Annotated in this window: 17 protein-coding genes; 9 read left to right on the forward strand and 8 right to left on the reverse strand. The window is 63.8% G+C overall.

What is annotated here, in order from left to right; translation table 11 throughout:
• Positions 1-2: 2 nt before the first annotated feature.
• From XW59_RS00640 to ureC, 3 genes are all read right to left on the reverse strand, one after another.
• Positions 3-833: a sugar phosphate isomerase/epimerase family protein gene (locus XW59_RS00640; RefSeq protein WP_047147101.1), complete on the reverse strand. Its 831-nt coding sequence runs from the start codon at positions 831-833 to the stop codon at positions 3-5.
• Positions 830-1,579: an NAD(P)-dependent oxidoreductase gene (locus tag XW59_RS00645; RefSeq protein ID WP_206077685.1), complete on the reverse strand. Its 750-nt coding sequence runs from the start codon at positions 1,577-1,579 to the stop codon at positions 830-832. Before XW59_RS00645 ends, XW59_RS00640 begins: the two co-directional genes overlap by 4 nt.
• A gap of 588 nt (positions 1,580-2,167) precedes the next feature.
• Entirely contained in the window at positions 2,168-3,880 is a 1,713-nt protein-coding gene (gene ureC / locus XW59_RS00650) for an urease subunit alpha (RefSeq protein WP_047147100.1), read from the reverse strand.
• Positions 3,881-4,110: 230 nt separating this feature from the next.
• On the opposite strand from ureC, the gene XW59_RS00655 reads away from it, so the two are divergent.
• The 3 genes from XW59_RS00655 to XW59_RS00665 all read left to right on the forward strand — a co-directional run bounded on the left by XW59_RS00655 (position 4,111) and on the right by XW59_RS00665 (position 5,991).
• The gene (locus tag XW59_RS00655) at positions 4,111-4,599 is read left to right on the forward strand and encodes a hypothetical protein (RefSeq protein ID WP_047147099.1); all 489 of its coding nucleotides are present in this window, start codon (positions 4,111-4,113) and stop codon (positions 4,597-4,599) included.
• Positions 4,600-4,755: 156 nt separating this feature from the next.
• On the forward strand, positions 4,756-5,259 hold the full coding sequence (locus tag XW59_RS00660; RefSeq protein ID WP_246665968.1) for a hypothetical protein: 504 nt from the start codon (positions 4,756-4,758) through the stop codon (positions 5,257-5,259).
• A gap of 312 nt (positions 5,260-5,571) precedes the next feature.
• Positions 5,572-5,991, forward strand: a complete 420-nt coding sequence (locus XW59_RS00665) for a hypothetical protein (RefSeq protein WP_047147097.1) — start codon at positions 5,572-5,574, stop codon at positions 5,989-5,991.
• Positions 5,992-6,095: 104 nt separating this feature from the next.
• Here XW59_RS00665 and XW59_RS00670 read toward each other — a convergent pair whose 3' ends face one another.
• The 5 genes from XW59_RS00670 to XW59_RS00690 are packed head-to-tail and all read right to left on the reverse strand — an operon-like array spanning position 6,096 to position 8,452.
• Positions 6,096-6,401: an urease subunit beta gene (locus XW59_RS00670; protein ID WP_047147096.1), complete on the reverse strand. Its 306-nt coding sequence runs from the start codon at positions 6,399-6,401 to the stop codon at positions 6,096-6,098.
• Between the two features lie 10 nt (positions 6,402-6,411).
• A complete protein-coding gene (locus tag XW59_RS00675; RefSeq protein ID WP_137326952.1) occupies positions 6,412-7,005 on the reverse strand; it encodes a HupE/UreJ family protein in 594 nt (197 codons plus the stop codon).
• A gap of 29 nt (positions 7,006-7,034) precedes the next feature.
• Complete coding sequence (locus tag XW59_RS00680) at positions 7,035-7,286, reverse strand: DUF1272 domain-containing protein (RefSeq protein ID WP_047147095.1); 252 nt, start codon at positions 7,284-7,286, stop codon at positions 7,035-7,037.
• A 10-nt stretch (positions 7,287-7,296) separates the two neighbouring features.
• A complete protein-coding gene (locus tag XW59_RS00685; RefSeq protein ID WP_047147094.1) occupies positions 7,297-7,599 on the reverse strand; it encodes an urease subunit gamma in 303 nt (100 codons plus the stop codon).
• A 13-nt stretch (positions 7,600-7,612) separates the two neighbouring features.
• Positions 7,613-8,452: an urease accessory protein UreD gene (locus XW59_RS00690; protein WP_137326953.1), complete on the reverse strand. Its 840-nt coding sequence runs from the start codon at positions 8,450-8,452 to the stop codon at positions 7,613-7,615.
• Positions 8,453-8,643: 191 nt separating this feature from the next.
• Here XW59_RS00690 and XW59_RS00695 point away from each other — a divergent pair, with 191 nt between their 5' ends.
• The 6 genes from XW59_RS00695 to XW59_RS00720 all read left to right on the forward strand — a co-directional run bounded on the left by XW59_RS00695 (position 8,644) and on the right by XW59_RS00720 (position 14,067).
• A complete protein-coding gene (locus XW59_RS00695; protein WP_047147093.1) occupies positions 8,644-8,898 on the forward strand; it encodes an acyl carrier protein in 255 nt (84 codons plus the stop codon).
• A gap of 12 nt (positions 8,899-8,910) precedes the next feature.
• Positions 8,911-10,128 carry a beta-ketoacyl-[acyl-carrier-protein] synthase family protein gene (locus XW59_RS00700; RefSeq protein ID WP_047147092.1) on the forward strand — a complete coding sequence of 406 codons (1,218 nt, stop codon included), beginning with the start codon at positions 8,911-8,913 and terminating at the stop codon, positions 10,126-10,128.
• Positions 10,129-10,260: 132 nt separating this feature from the next.
• Entirely contained in the window at positions 10,261-10,965 is a 705-nt protein-coding gene (locus XW59_RS00705; RefSeq protein ID WP_047147091.1) for a glutathione binding-like protein, read from the forward strand.
• Between the two features lie 225 nt (positions 10,966-11,190).
• Positions 11,191-12,162, forward strand: a complete 972-nt coding sequence (locus XW59_RS00710; protein WP_047147220.1) for a TRAP transporter substrate-binding protein — start codon at positions 11,191-11,193, stop codon at positions 12,160-12,162.
• Positions 12,163-12,225: 63 nt separating this feature from the next.
• On the forward strand, positions 12,226-12,759 hold the full coding sequence (locus XW59_RS00715; RefSeq protein WP_047147090.1) for a TRAP transporter small permease: 534 nt from the start codon (positions 12,226-12,228) through the stop codon (positions 12,757-12,759).
• Positions 12,760-14,067, forward strand: coding sequence for a TRAP transporter large permease subunit (locus XW59_RS00720; RefSeq protein ID WP_047147089.1), 1,308 nt, complete (start codon positions 12,760-12,762; stop codon positions 14,065-14,067).
• Positions 14,068-14,083 lie beyond the last annotated feature (16 nt).

Genomic DNA, 14,083 nt, shown 5'->3' on the forward strand with positions numbered 1-14,083 from the left:
GCTCAGGCTCCGATCGCATCAAGGCAGGATCGGAGCGCCTGGCGCGCATGCGCCAGCCGATCGGTCGGCGCGGCGCGCATCTCGATCGAGACCCACCCCTGCCATCCCGCGTTCCTTACAGCAGCCAGGGTTTTGAGAAGCATCGACTGATCACCGGGCACCGGCGCGAGATGCGCCTCGCTGACATGAACGTGGGAGATGTGCGGGCGCGCCTGCGCGAAAAGCGCGCCGGCATTGTCGATCTCTCCGTTGAGATGCAGCGCGCCGGTGTCGAAGTTGAGCATCACCGCCGGATGGTCCACTTCGCGGACGAAGGCGACGGCCTCGGAAAGGCTCGTGAGGAAATTGGTGCCGTAGACGGCCGGATTGGGTTCCATCGCGAGACGGCAACCATTCGCTTTCGCATGGTCCGCTAGCAGCCTGAAGACGCTCATTGCCACCGACAGGGCTTCCCCGTCCTCCATGTGCGTCGGGATCACGCGATTGGCCGGAGAGCCGACGACGAGATTCGGAATCTCCAGCCGAGCGGCCAGATCGATGGCGCGAACGAGCCCGGCAACGAAACGCTCACATTGCTCCCCGCTTCCGAAGAGCGCGGCATCCTCGACGCCGAACAGCAGCGACTGCATGGAGACGAGTTCGAGACCTGCCCGCCTTATTCTCTCCAGTCGGTCGGCCACCGCCGCCTCAGACGGCCGGAACGGATCGCTTTCCCCCGCGAAAAAAAGTCCCGGCGCGATTTCAAGCCCGCCCACGCCCATTTCCTCGAGCAGCGCATAGGCGTCCTCCGCCTCCTCCGGCTTCCAGGCGATGTTGGAAATGGCGAGCTTCATGCGTCTTTCCTCGGTGCATGCGACTCGGATTGCGCATAGGCCCGGATCGCCAGGAGGCTTTCGCGGCGGCTGTACTGATAGTCTCCCGTTCCTCCGAAGAGAGCTGCGTGGCGGGTGCGCATGTCGTAGTTGAGGGGAGAGACATCGAGCCTGTTGGAAAAGGCTCGGCCAAAACCGCCGAGCGCCGCCTCCGCCACACCGAGGGGCTCGGCCGTCAGGTGAACGAGAGACAACCCCGCCTCCAGGGCCGTCTCGATGTCCCGCCACAGATTGACCATGGGGTAGAATTGAAAGACATGGCGGCTATCGATAGCCGCGACATTGTTGTCGTTGTGGAAGTCATACAGGATGTTCTTGCGCAGTCCGGGACCCACCAGACCAGGCAGCCGCACGATCATATGGCGCGGAAAATGCTCGGCGACGAATGTTTCGAGCTGCAGGCGATGAAGCCCGTATGGGTGCAGCCCGACCTCGTCTATTCTCGTATTCTCGTCCACACCTTCCGGAGATTTGAAGACGTCGACCGTGCTCACGAGCACGAAGGTTCGACACGAAATGGTACGCAGGCGGGAGACGAGCCGCCCGATCGCCTCCCTGTCTGCCTCAGGATCACGATTGGCGAGCCATTTCTGTGCCGGCGCACCGGCGCAGACCACCGTATCGAACGTCCGGCCATCGATTTCTCCGATGTTCGTGGAACGATAGAGGGCGTCGAACGAAGCCTGACGCAACAGCGTCGTCCCCACGAAGCCGGAATATCCGATCAGGGCCGTCGTGGACATGCTGGCGTTGCTCATTGGCAGGGTTCCATCGAGTTATTCGTGAGGCCGAACGAGTTTCGACGCGACATGACTGTTCAGCAGAGTGGGAGGACGTTGCCGCCGGCCGAGCGGCGGCGCCGCGCGCAACCGGCCACAGCTCCGTGATTCAGCGTCCGGACACGCGGTGGGCTATGCGCCCGCCCCTTCGCTCACGGTGCCAGAATCCGTTCCGCGCGCCACAAGCGCAGCACTCGCCGCGTGCAGACGATAAAAGAAATCGGCATGTGAAAATTACCCCGCCACCTATATAAGCCCCAATGCGCGATTATATAAACGAGCCGGCGCGAGCATCATACGTCAAATCGAGACTTGGCTCGGAATTTATTCAGCGAGAGTGCGTTTGTTGCATCATTGCGGTTTAATTCACGATATCAATAGATTTATCCATATAATAATTAAAATTTATCAATTAATTACTTGCGTATTATATAATAACTATATTTATATATAATATTTCTTAAGTTAATTTCGTAAGAAATACTCCTCTCATGCTTTTAAGTCTCAACGCTCCTTTCAAAACAGGAAATAGCGCTGTGCCATGGGAAGCACCGTCGCGGGCTCGCAGGTGATGAGTTCGCCGTCGGCGCGGACCTCATAGGTTTCCGGGTCGACCTCGATATGCGGCATGGCATCGTTCAGCACCATCGAACGCTTGCCGATGCCGCCGCGCGTGTTCTCCACGGCGACCATCGCCTTGTCGACGCCGAGCTTCGTCTTGAGCCCCGCATCGAGCGCCGCCTTCGAGACGAAGGTGACGGAGGAATTGGTGACCGCCTTGCCGTAGGCGCCGAACATCGGCCGGTAGTGCATGGGCTGCGGCGTGGGGATCGACGCGCCCGGATCGCCCATGGGGGCCGCCGCTATCATGCCGCCGAGCAACACCATGTCCGGCTTGACGCCGAAGAAGGCGGGATTCCACAGCACCAGGTCGGCGCGCTTGCCGACCTCGATCGAGCCGATCTCCTTCGATATCCCCTGGGCGATCGCCGGATTGATCGTGTATTTCGCAATATAGCGGCGGACCCGGAAATTATCGTTGTCGCCGGTCTCTTCGGCCAAGCGTCCGCGCTGACGCTTCATCTTGTCGGCGGTCTGCCAGGTGCGGATCAGCACCTCGCCGACCCGGCCCATCGCCTGACTGTCGGAGGAGATGATCGAGAAGGCGCCGAGATCGTGAAGAATGTCCTCGGCCGCGATCGTCTCCTTGCGGATGCGGCTCTCGGCGAAGGCCACGTCCTCCGGGATCGACGGCGACAGATGGTGGCACACCATCAGCATGTCGAGATGCTCGGCGATCGTGTTGACGGTGTAGGGCCGCGTCGGATTGGTCGAGGACGGGATGACGTTGGGCAGGCCGCAGACCTTGATGATGTCGGGCGCGTGGCCGCCGCCGGCGCCCTCGGTGTGGAAGGCATGGATCGTACGGTCCTTGAAGGCGGCGACGGTGTCCTCCACGAAGCCGCTCTCGTTGAGCGTGTCGGTGTGGATCATCACCTGCACGTCATGGTCGTCGGCGACCGACAGGCAGCAGTCGATCGCCGCCGGCGTCGTGCCCCAGTCCTCGTGCAGCTTCATGGCGCAGGCGCCGCCGAGCACCATCTCCTCGAGCGCGCCGGGCAGCGACGCGTTGCCCTTCGCGGAAAGGCCGATATTCATCGGGAAGGCGTCGAAGGACTGGATCATGCGGCCCAGATGCCACGGCCCCGGCGTGCAGGTGGTGGCGAGCGTGCCGTGCGCGGGACCGGTGCCGCCGCCGAGCATGGTGGTGACGCCGGACATCAGCGCCTCCTCGATCTGCTGCGGGCAGATGAAGTGGATATGCGCGTCGAAACCACCGGCGGTGAGGATCTTGCCCTCGCCCGCGATCGCTTCCGTGCCCGGCCCGACGATTATGGTGACGCCCGGCTGGGTGTCGGGGTTGCCGGCCTTGCCGATCGAATGGATGCGTCCGTCCTTCAGGCCGATGTCCGCCTTGTAGATGCCGGTCGAATCCACCACCAGCGCATTGGTGATGACCGTGTCGACCGCGCCGCCGGCGCGCGAGACCTGGCTCTGGCCCATGCCGTCGCGGATGACCTTGCCGCCGCCGAACTTCACCTCCTCGCCATAGACGGTGAAATCCTTTTCGACCTCGATGAAGAGCTCGGTATCGGCGAGCCGCACCTTGTCCCCGACGGTCGGGCCGAACATGCGGGCATAGGCGGGGCGGGAAATCCTGGCGGGCATCAGATGCTTCCTTCATTTGTCGGAGGTGTCGGCGACACGGCGCGGTAGCTCGGTTCGAACGTGTGAAAACGGGCCAGCCGGGGCGTCACATTGCGGCCTCTCAATGAGCACGAAATCGTCACTGCTTTTGATGCAACCGGCACGGCCTCCACGCATTCCCCTTTCGGCCGCCGCGATGCGGCCTTTGCGAAAGAAGGGACAACCCCAGACGCAAGCAAGAGGAAAAGATCATGAAACGCGTACTTGCTCTCACCACCGCCGCCTTGATGTCGGGATCGCTGCTGGCGGCCCCTGTCCTGGCTCAGGATTCCGACGCCACGCCGGGAACGATGGAGATGGAAAACGGTGCCACGTCTCCGGCCAACCCGGCCCCTGACGCGCCTGCGGCCGTCGATCCCGGTACCACCCAGGCCGTGGAAGCTCCGAGCTTCGACGGCGTCATGAGAGCGATCGAGGGCAACTCCGCCAGCGCCACGGCAATCGGCTCCATGTCCGAGATCAACGATGTGAACGTGGTGAGCGTCAGCGAGCTGTCGAATTTCGACACCTCCGAAGCCAATCAGGTCGTCTCGGCCAACAGCGCCGGCATCGAGGAGCTGAAGTCCTCGATCGAGGGCAATTCGGCGCTCTCGCAGGAGCTGCAGTCCCAGGGCGTAGACCTCTCGAAGGTCGTGGCGGCCGAAGTGACCGGCACCGGAGTGGTGCTCTACGTCATGTAGAATGCCCGCATTGCGAAGAACGGGCGGCGCGGATCCATCTCCGCGCCGTCTTCCTTTCGCGCTTGCGGGTGGAAAAAAACCGCCGATTGCACTATCTGCCCCCTCAGGCCGCGCAGCGGCATCGGGAGGCGAACTCAAGGACAAGGAGAGTCTAGGTTGACAGGTGCGATTGCGAGAGAAAATCCGATGTGGGTGCATGCATTGGCCGGAGCGGTGTTCCTCCTGGCCTCGACGCCCAACATGGCCCTTCTCGCGCAGGGGCTGAACAGCGGTGAAGCGATCGATACGATCATCGGCTCCGACGTGAAGACCGGCGAAGAGCAGGCGGCCGGCGACGAAAGCCGGATCATCTCCGCCATCGAGAACACGCCCGCCAATATTTCCGAGGTGCGCAAGAAGTTCTCGCTCGATTCGGTCGTCATCATCTTCCTGCCCGACATCGGCGGAGAGGAGTCCGAGGTCGACAGGAAAATCGCCGAGCGCCAGACCGAGATCGTCGAGTTGCGCGAAGCGATCGAAGGCAGCGCCATGTTCTACCACGCGGTCGATTCCAGATCGGTCCTCCTGCGCGACATCATCGCGCTCGAGTTCGACGACAAGAACGGCGTCACCATATTCGTCGCGGGCAACGAGCCGTCCGGCACCGGCTCGGTCAACTAGCGGACCGAGCCCGACCGCGCCGTTGCCGTCGATAGGGGAACCATCCGCGGGAGAGGATCCGGTGTCCGGCAGGAATTCCTCCGGACGTTTCGGCGCTGCGTCTCCCGGTGATCGCCCCATGGTAGAGGAATGCGTTCCTACACCCTTCATGGGCGCATCAAAAATAGTGACCCCCTGCAACAATGAGGTTCCTATTTTTTTATAAGATGCTGTTTTTACTGCATTAAATTTTCTGGCAAAAGTGGATTTGCGTTCCCACCTTAATGTCACCGCCGTAGTGCGGTGTTTGAAAAGACATAAAGGTAAATAGCCATGAAAAGCGCAATCGCTCTCAGCACATCCGCAGCTCTCGTCGCCCTGTCGCTCCTTTCCGTCCCCGCTTCGGCGGACGAGCGTGACGTGACGCCGGGAACCATCGAGGCAACGTCCGCTGCGTCGGTTCGTGGGATTGATACGCGTACCACGTCCTCCCTGGGCTACGCCGGCCGTCAGGCTTCCTTCGAGTCTGCAACCGGCGTAAAGGTGGTCAGCATCGGTGCGCTGACCAACTATGACTCGCGCCAGTCCCAACAGATTCTTTCCGTAAGCAGCGCCGCGCTGCCCGCGTTCAAGGCTTCCGCACAGAGCAACCCCGCTCTCGCCCGGGAACTTCAGGCGCAGGGCGTCAACCTCTCCCAGGTTGTCGGCGTCGAGACTGCCGGAAACGGCGTGATCACGCTCTACGTGATGTAATTTGCTTCCACTGGTACGAACTAATGGCGTGGCCGCGAGACCACGCCATTTTTTTTGGCCGCGAGCGCCACGTGCAACGGTAAAGTCGCGCAGTGCCGCAGCCACTAGAGCTCTCCCATCACCTTCCGCTGGAACCCGAACGCCTTTCGCGCCCCGCCGAGCGCCACGAGCGTGACGTCGCGCTCCTGTCCCGGCTCGAAACGGACGGCGGTACCGGCGGCGATGTCCAGTCTCATGCCGCGCGCCTTCTCGCGGTCGAAGCGCAGCGCCTCGTTGGTCTCGAAGAAATGGTAATGGCTGCCGACCTGGATCGGCCGGTCGCCGGTGTTGGCGACACGCAGGACGACCGTCTCGCTGCCCGCATTGAGTTCGATTTCGCCTTCGGCGGCGATGATCTCGCCCGGAATCATCACGTTCCCCCTAGCCCGCGATCGCCAGCCACAAACCTCCCGCGGCCGTCAGCGCGCCGGCGATCCTGGTGACCAGCCGCCCGGTTTCACCGCCGGCAGCGCGGCCGAGGGCGAGACCCGCCCCGACGCCGACCGCGTGGAGAAGGGCCGTGGCGATCGCAAAGCCGATGCCGAACGACAACGCGCCCGCCGAACCGAGCTCCTCGCCATGGGCATGGCCATGGAAGAGCGCGAAGAAGCCGACGAGGACCATTCCGGCCCAGGTGGGCACCCTGAGAGCGACGGCGGTGAGGAGGCCTATCACCACGACGGAAGAAAGGATCATCGGCTCGACCAGCGGCAGTTCCCAGCCCGAAAGAGCGGCGGCGAAGCCGATCGTCATGGTGCCTACGAAGGCCGCCGGCACCAGCCAGAGCGCCCGCCCGCCGAGCAGCGAGGCCCAAAGGCCGACCGCGACCATCGCAAGAATATGGTCGGTTCCGAACAGCGGATGCAGGAAGCCGGTCATGAACGATCCATGCCCGTGCACGTGGTCGGGATGCGCGAGGGCGGGCACGGCGCCCGCGCCGAAAAACAGGGCGGCGGCGAGAAGTTTCTTCAGCATCGGAATCGTTCCTTCATTCGAAATCATTGTCAGTCGGCCCTTGCCGGGCAGCCTTCGGCCTTGAAGACGCGGTGTGTGGACGCCGGATATTTCCGCAGCATTTCGGGAGATCTCGTCGGGCGGAGGAAGAGGTCGCCGCCGCAGTTCGGGCATCGGCCGCCGAGGACATCCGAGGCGCAATCGGCGCAGAAGGTGCATTCGAAACTGCATATCATCGCCCCGGCCGCGTCCGGCGGCAGGTCCCGGTCGCAGCACTCGCATCCCGGTCGCATCTCAAGCATGGCTTTCCTCCTACCTGATCGGTTCGTGCACGGTGACGAGCTTCACCCCGTCCGGGAAGGTGGCCTCCACCTGGACGTCGTGGATCATCTCGGCCACCCCTTCCATGACCTGCGCGCGGGAGACGACATGGGCGCCAGCTTCCATCAGATCGGCGACGGATCGCCCGTCGCGCGCGCCCTCCACCACGAAATCGGTGATCAGCGCGATCGCCTCGGGATGGTTGAGCCTGACCCCGCGCTCCAGGCGGCGCCGGGCGACCATCGCCGCCATGGCGATCAGCAGCTTGTCTTTCTCGCGCGGCGTCAGATTCATCGCGAATGCACTCCTAGATTGACCATGTTTTAGGCAGGCCTGCCCGTCCGTTGAGCAGATCGACGAGCGGTACGAGCCGCTTGCGCAGCCCATAGCCGTCGGGCGCGACCAGCCTCGCAAGAAGCTTGCCAGTCCGCCCCACCCGCCAAGCGGAAGCGCCGTCTGCGTCGCCGATCACGGCGCGCACCTCGTCGAGCCGGTCGGCCGCCCGCGGCGAGACCAGCAGCAGCGTCGCCATCGCGACGGCGCCGCCGGTCGCCGCCCTGCCGGCGAGCATCGCGGAAAGGTCGGGGCCGGCGGCGAAATCCTCGCCATGGATCAGCCTGCCCTCCTGGCGCACCCGCCAGCAATCGCGGAATTCCGCGCGTCCGACGCACTCGCCCATGGCGAGCCGGCCGAAGATCGTCGCCTCCAGGATCAGCGCTTCGGCACCCTCGGCGAGGTCGACGAAGAGGCGACGGCGGAAGGCGGAACGGTCGAAGACGATGCTCTCCTGCGGCAACCAGGCAACCCGCGCGCCGCTCGCCACGGAGAGGCGCACGCTCGCCTCGGCGCGGCCCGAAGCGGCGCGGTAGATCTTCTCGCAGGCCTGGGTGGTCAGCACGAGCGAGGTGCCCTCGCCCGCCTCGATCCGCCAATCGACGACGTCGCCGCCGGTCAGCCCGCCGGCCGTGTTGATGAGAACCGCCTCAGGCGTTCCGGTCTCGGTCAGCGGCATCCTGATCTTGGCGGCGCCTTCCTGATAGAGCGTCTCGACGGCGGTTCGCCCGTCCTTGCGGACGACCGCCAGCCGCCCGCTCGCGCAGACACGCTGAAGACCCGCTGGAGCAAGATCGGCAGGGCGAAAAGTCATGGGCAAATTTCCTTCGCCGCCGGACAAGCAACGGATGTGCCACAAGCCTAGTGACGAAATTCTTTTATGGATGCGGGCTTGTTGCGGCGGTTGGTTTAGGTTCTTATAGGCCAGTCCAGCGAAGCCAAGCCGCGACGCCGGTCACCAAGAAAGCGGGGCGGGACGCGCTTTGAACTTTTTGGGGAGGATACATGAACGACAAGATTGCGGCTGGCATCATAGACAAGATCAAGGCGCATGCCCGGCCGGGCATAGGTGAAATCACCACCAGCACCGAACTTACCGATCTCGGAATCCATTCTCTCGAACTCACCGAGATCATCTTCGACATCGAGGACGAATACGGCATCGAGATCGAGATGAACACGGTCGACGCCTGGTCTAATCTCTCCAATGTCGGAGACATCGTCGAAGCCGTGCGCGGCCTCGTTCAGCAAAGAGCCTAGAGCCGTTTGGGAATGAGCCGCACGCGCATCGTAATAACCGGGCTTGGCGGCATCTGCGCGCTCGGCACCGACGTTCCCGCCATCTGGGACGCCATGCGGAACGGCCGTTCCGGCATCGGGCCCATCACCACCGTTCCGCTGCACGACCTCAAGGTGACGGTGGGCGCGCAGATCAAGGAACTGCCCGACCACGGCATCGAGCACCGCCAGCTGATCACCATGGACCGGTTCAGCATTCTGGCCGTCATCGCCGCCCGGGAAGCGCTGAAGCAGGCGGGGCTTAAGGTCGACGAAAGCAACTCGCACCGCGTCGGCGCGGTGGTGGGCGCCGGCATATGCGGCTGGGAGCCCGTCGAGGAGAACTATCGCGGCATATTGCTCGAAGGAAAGTCACGCGCCGGAGTGTTCTCCGTCCCGCGCTCGATGACCGGCGCGCCGGCCGGGCAGATCAGCATGACCAACGGCCTGCGCGGGCCGGTCTTCGGTGTTTCCTCCGCCTGCTCGTCGGCAAATCACGCCTTTTCGTCGGCTGTCGACCAGCTTCTGCTGGGACGGGCCGACGTCATGCTTGCCGGCGGCACGGAAGCGCCGCTGATCTGGGGCATCCTCAAGGCATGGGAAGCGCTGCGCGTGCTGGCGCGTGAGACCTGCCGCCCGTTCTCGGCCGACCGCGAGGGCCTCGCCATCGGCGAAGGCGCCGGCATCGTCGTCCTGGAGACGCTGGAGCACGCGCAGGCACGCGGCGCGACCATACTCGCCGAATATGCCGGCAACGGAATGTCGGCCGACGCCTCCGACATCGTGGCGCCGACCGTCGAGGGACCAACCTCCTCGATGTCGGCCTGCCTCGCCGATGCCGGCCTGCGGCCCGAGGACATCGACTACGTCAACGCGCACGGCACCGGCACGAAGGCCAATGACGAGATCGAGACGCGGGCGATCCGCCGCGTCTTCGGCAGCCATGCCGACAGGCTTTCGGTCTCCTCCACCAAGTCGATGCATGCCCACTGCCTCGGCGCCTCGGCCGCACTGGAGATGATCGCCTGCGTCAAGGCGGTGAGCAACGGCATCGTGCCGCCGACCGCCAACTACCGCGAGAGCGACCCCGGCTGCGATCTCGACGTGACGCCCAATGTCGCGCGCAAGCGCGAGGTGCGTGCCGCGATCAGCAACGCCTTCGCGTTCGGCGGCACCAACTCCACAATCGCGGTGAAAGCCTTCCACGGATAGGCAGCGCCAATCCGACATGGCCGTTCGTCCGGCAATTTCGTTTTGCGGCTTGCGCTCGCGCCATTCATCTCTATCTGACTTCGGTCAAACCTCAATCCAGAGCCAGACGTCACGGCTCACAAGGGAATTTCCATGACCGAACTTTCCAGTTTTCCGATCACCCGGCGCTGGCCGGCCGCCGACCCGGGCAAGCTCCAGCTCTATTCCTTCCCGACGCCCAACGGCGTGAAGATATCGATAGCGCTCGAGGAACTGGGGCTTCCCTACGAGGCTCACGCGGTGGACATCGGCAAGGACGAGAGCTGGACGGAAGATTTCCTCTCGCTCAATCCGAACGGAAAGATACCCGCCATTCTCGACCCGAACGGTCCCGGCGGAAAGCCGCTGCCGCTCTTCGAGTCCGGCGCGATCCTGCTCTATCTCGCCGAGAAAGCCGGCAAGCTCCTGCCGTCCGATCCCGCGCTGCGCTACGAGACGATCCAGTGGGTGTTCTTCCAGATGGGCGGCATCGGGCCGATGTTCGGCCAGCTCGGCTTCTTCCACAAATTCGCCGGCAGCGAGTTCGAGGACAAGCGTCCGCGCGACCGCTACGCGAAGGAATCGAAGCGCCTGCTGGGCGTGCTGGAGAAGCGGCTCGAAAGCCGGCAATGGATCATGGGCGACGAATACACCATCGCCGACATCGCGATCTTCCCCTGGGTGCGCACGTTGAAGGTGTTCTACAATGCCGGCGAACTGCTGGGGATGGACGATTTCAAGAGCACCATGGCCTGGCTCGACCGCTGCCTGGAACGGCCGGCCGCGCAACGGGGCCTGAGCATCCCGCCCCGCGAGTAGCGGGCGGGCGGCGGCCCGGCTCTCGACACCGGGACGCCGCATACGGCTCCTCCACCGCCCGCGGTCTCTCCCGGTGATCGGATAAATTTGCCACCTCCAATGGCCTGGCACGGCGCCGGGCCATCTGGCGTTCCACAGCCGCCGAACTTAAGCCTTGCGCCGCATGCTCCTTCCCGCTTTCATGAGCGTGGGAACCTAACCGGCTATGACAATGGGAGCATGGAAATGAAGCAACTCGCAGCCCTCATGGCGGCGACGGCCTTATGCGCCGTCGCGGCAACCGCCGCCTCCGCGGAAAAATGGGACATGCCGATGGCCTATCCGGCCACCAATTTCCATTCGGAGAACGCGACCGCTTTCGCGCAATGCGTCAACGAAGGCACGGGCGGCAATCTCGAGATCGTCATCCACGCCGGCGGATCTCTGTTCGGTGGAAACGACATCAAGCGCGCTGTACAGACCGGACAGGCGCCGATCGGCGAACGCCTGCTCTCGGCGCATGCCAACGAGAACCCGCTCTTCGGCGTCGATTCCATTCCGTTCCTCGCGACCTCCTTCGACGCGTCCGAAAAGCTCTGGACGGCCGCGAAGGACGAGCTCACCAAGGTGCTGGACGAGCAGAACCTCGTCTATCTCTATGCCGTCGCCTGGCCCGCACAGGGCCTCTACATGAAGAAGGACGTGAACTCCGTCGCCGATCTTCAGGGCGTGAAGTTCAGGGCCTACAACACCGCGACGGCGCGCATCGCCGAGCTCGCCGGCATGGCTCCGGTGCAGATCGAGGCGGCCGAGCTCAGCCAGGCGCTGGCGACCGGCGTGGTGGAAAGCTTCATCTCCTCGGGCGCGACGGGCGTCGATTCCAAGGTCTGGGAACAACTCACCCATTTCTACAACGTGCAGGCCTGGCTGCCGCGCAACGTCGTGTTCGCCAACAAGGACGCCTGGGAGGCGCTCGACGAGGCCACCCGTGCGGCCGTGACCGACTGCGCCGACAAGGCCGCCGCCAGCGGCCTGGCCACGGCGCAGGACCTCTCCGGCACCTATCTGAAGACGCTGGAGGAGAATGGCATGAAGGTCGCGCCTCCGGGAGAGACGCTCGCCAAGGAACTCGAAGGCTTCGGCGAGACGATGACCAACGAATGGATCGAGAGTGCCGGCGATGCCGGCAAGAAGATCATCGAAGCCTACCGCCAGTAGTTTCGTGCATCCATGGCCCGGCCCCGCGCCGGGCCTTCTTTTTCGAGACGAAAGGAGCGCGGCATGGCCGATGCTGGGCGAATCGTTCGCCGTTTCCTCGACGCAATCTATGATTTGGCGGGTGCGCTCGCCGCATTCTGCCTCGTTGCGATACTCGTGGTGATAACGCTGCAGGTCGCCGCGCGCTGGCTCGGCATCCCCTTCCACGGCTCGTCGGAATATGCCGGCTACTTCATGGCGGCCGCCTCGTTCCTGGCGTTCGCCCACACGCTCAATCGCGGCGGCCACATAAGGGTCGGTCTCCTCCTCAACGCGCTCGGCGTGCGACGTTTCTGGGGCGAGCTGTGGTGCCTCGTCATCGCCTCCCTCGCGACCTCCTATCTCGCCTGGTACGCGGTGCGTACCGTCTACTGGTCGTGGCGGCTGAACGACGTCAGCCAGGGGCAGGACGCGACACCGCTGTGGATGGCGCAGGCGCCGATGGCGGCGGGCGCGGTCATCCTCGCCGTCTGTTTCGTGGACAATCTCGTGACCCTCGCGCTCACGCGCCGGGACAACATCCACGCCGAGCTCTCAGCCGAAACAAGGACGGAATAGATGGAATCCTTCTACGCGATCGGCATCTTCCTGTTCGTCCTGTTCCTGCTTCTCGGCTCCGGCGTATGGATCGGCCTTGCGCTGCTCGGCGTCGCCTATGTCGGCATGGAACTATTCACCAGCCGGCCGGCCGGCGACGCGATGATGACGGTGATCTGGCGTTCCGCCTCGTCCTGGACGCTGACGGCGCTGCCGATGTTCATCTGGATGGGGGAAATCCTCTATCGGACCCGGCTCTCCGAAGACATGTTCAAGGGGCTTGCTCCTTGGATGGCGCGGCTGCCCGGCGGGCTGATGCACACCAATATCGCCGGCTGCACCGTCTTTGCCGCCGTGTCCGGCTCGTCGGCCGCGACGCTCACCACCGTCGGCAAGATGACCATTCCGGAATTGCGCAAGCGCAAATACCCCGAACGGCAGGTGATCGGCACGCTCGCCGGCGCCGCGACGCTCGGGCTGATGATCCCGCCGTCGCTGACGCTCATCGTCTACGGCGTGGCGATCAACGAATCGATCACCAAGCTCTTCATCGCCGGCATTTTTCCGGGCCTGGTGCTCGCCGGCCTCTTCATGCTCTACGTGGTCCTCGTCTCGAAGCTCTCGAAGGATTTCAATCCGGTCGCCGAGCCGCCGATGTCGTTTGCCGAGAAGCTCAGGCGCTCGAGATTCCTCATACCGGTCTTCCTGCTCATCGCGCTCGTCATCGGCTCGATGTATCTCGGCATCGCCACCGCGACGGAAGCAGCCGCGATCGGCGTGATCGGCTCGCTGGTTCTCGCCGCCGCGCAAGGGTCGCTCACCCGCCAGACCTTCTTCGAGAGCCTGATGGGGGCGACGCGCACCTCCGCCATGATTGCGCTCATTCTCGCCGGCGCCGCCTTCCTGTCGCTGTCGATGGGCTTCACCGGCCTGCCGCGGGCGCTGGCGCAATGGATCGCGGCGATCGAGCTGACGCGGTTCGAGCTGATCATGGTGCTGATGATTTTCTACATCGTGCTCGGCTGCTTCCTCGACGGCATCTCCGTCGTCGTGCTGACCATCGCAATCGTCGAGCCGATGATCCGGCAAGCCGGCATCGACATCATCTGGTTCGGGATTTTCGTCGTCGTGGTCGTCGAGATGGCCCAGATCACGCCGCCGGTGGGCTTCAATTTGTTCGTGCTGCAGGGAATGACCGGCCATTCGATGGGCTTCATCGCGCGCGCCGCGTTTCCGATGTTCTGCATCATGGTTCTCATGGTCTTCATCCTCGTCGCATTCCCCGAATTGGCGACGTGGTTGCCGGAGAACATGCGCCAGGTGCGGTAGCTTCCGGGAAGGAAAA

Source organism: Aquamicrobium sp. LC103, assembly GCF_001014615.2.
Lineage (GTDB): Bacteria > Pseudomonadota > Alphaproteobacteria > Rhizobiales > Rhizobiaceae > LBCQ02.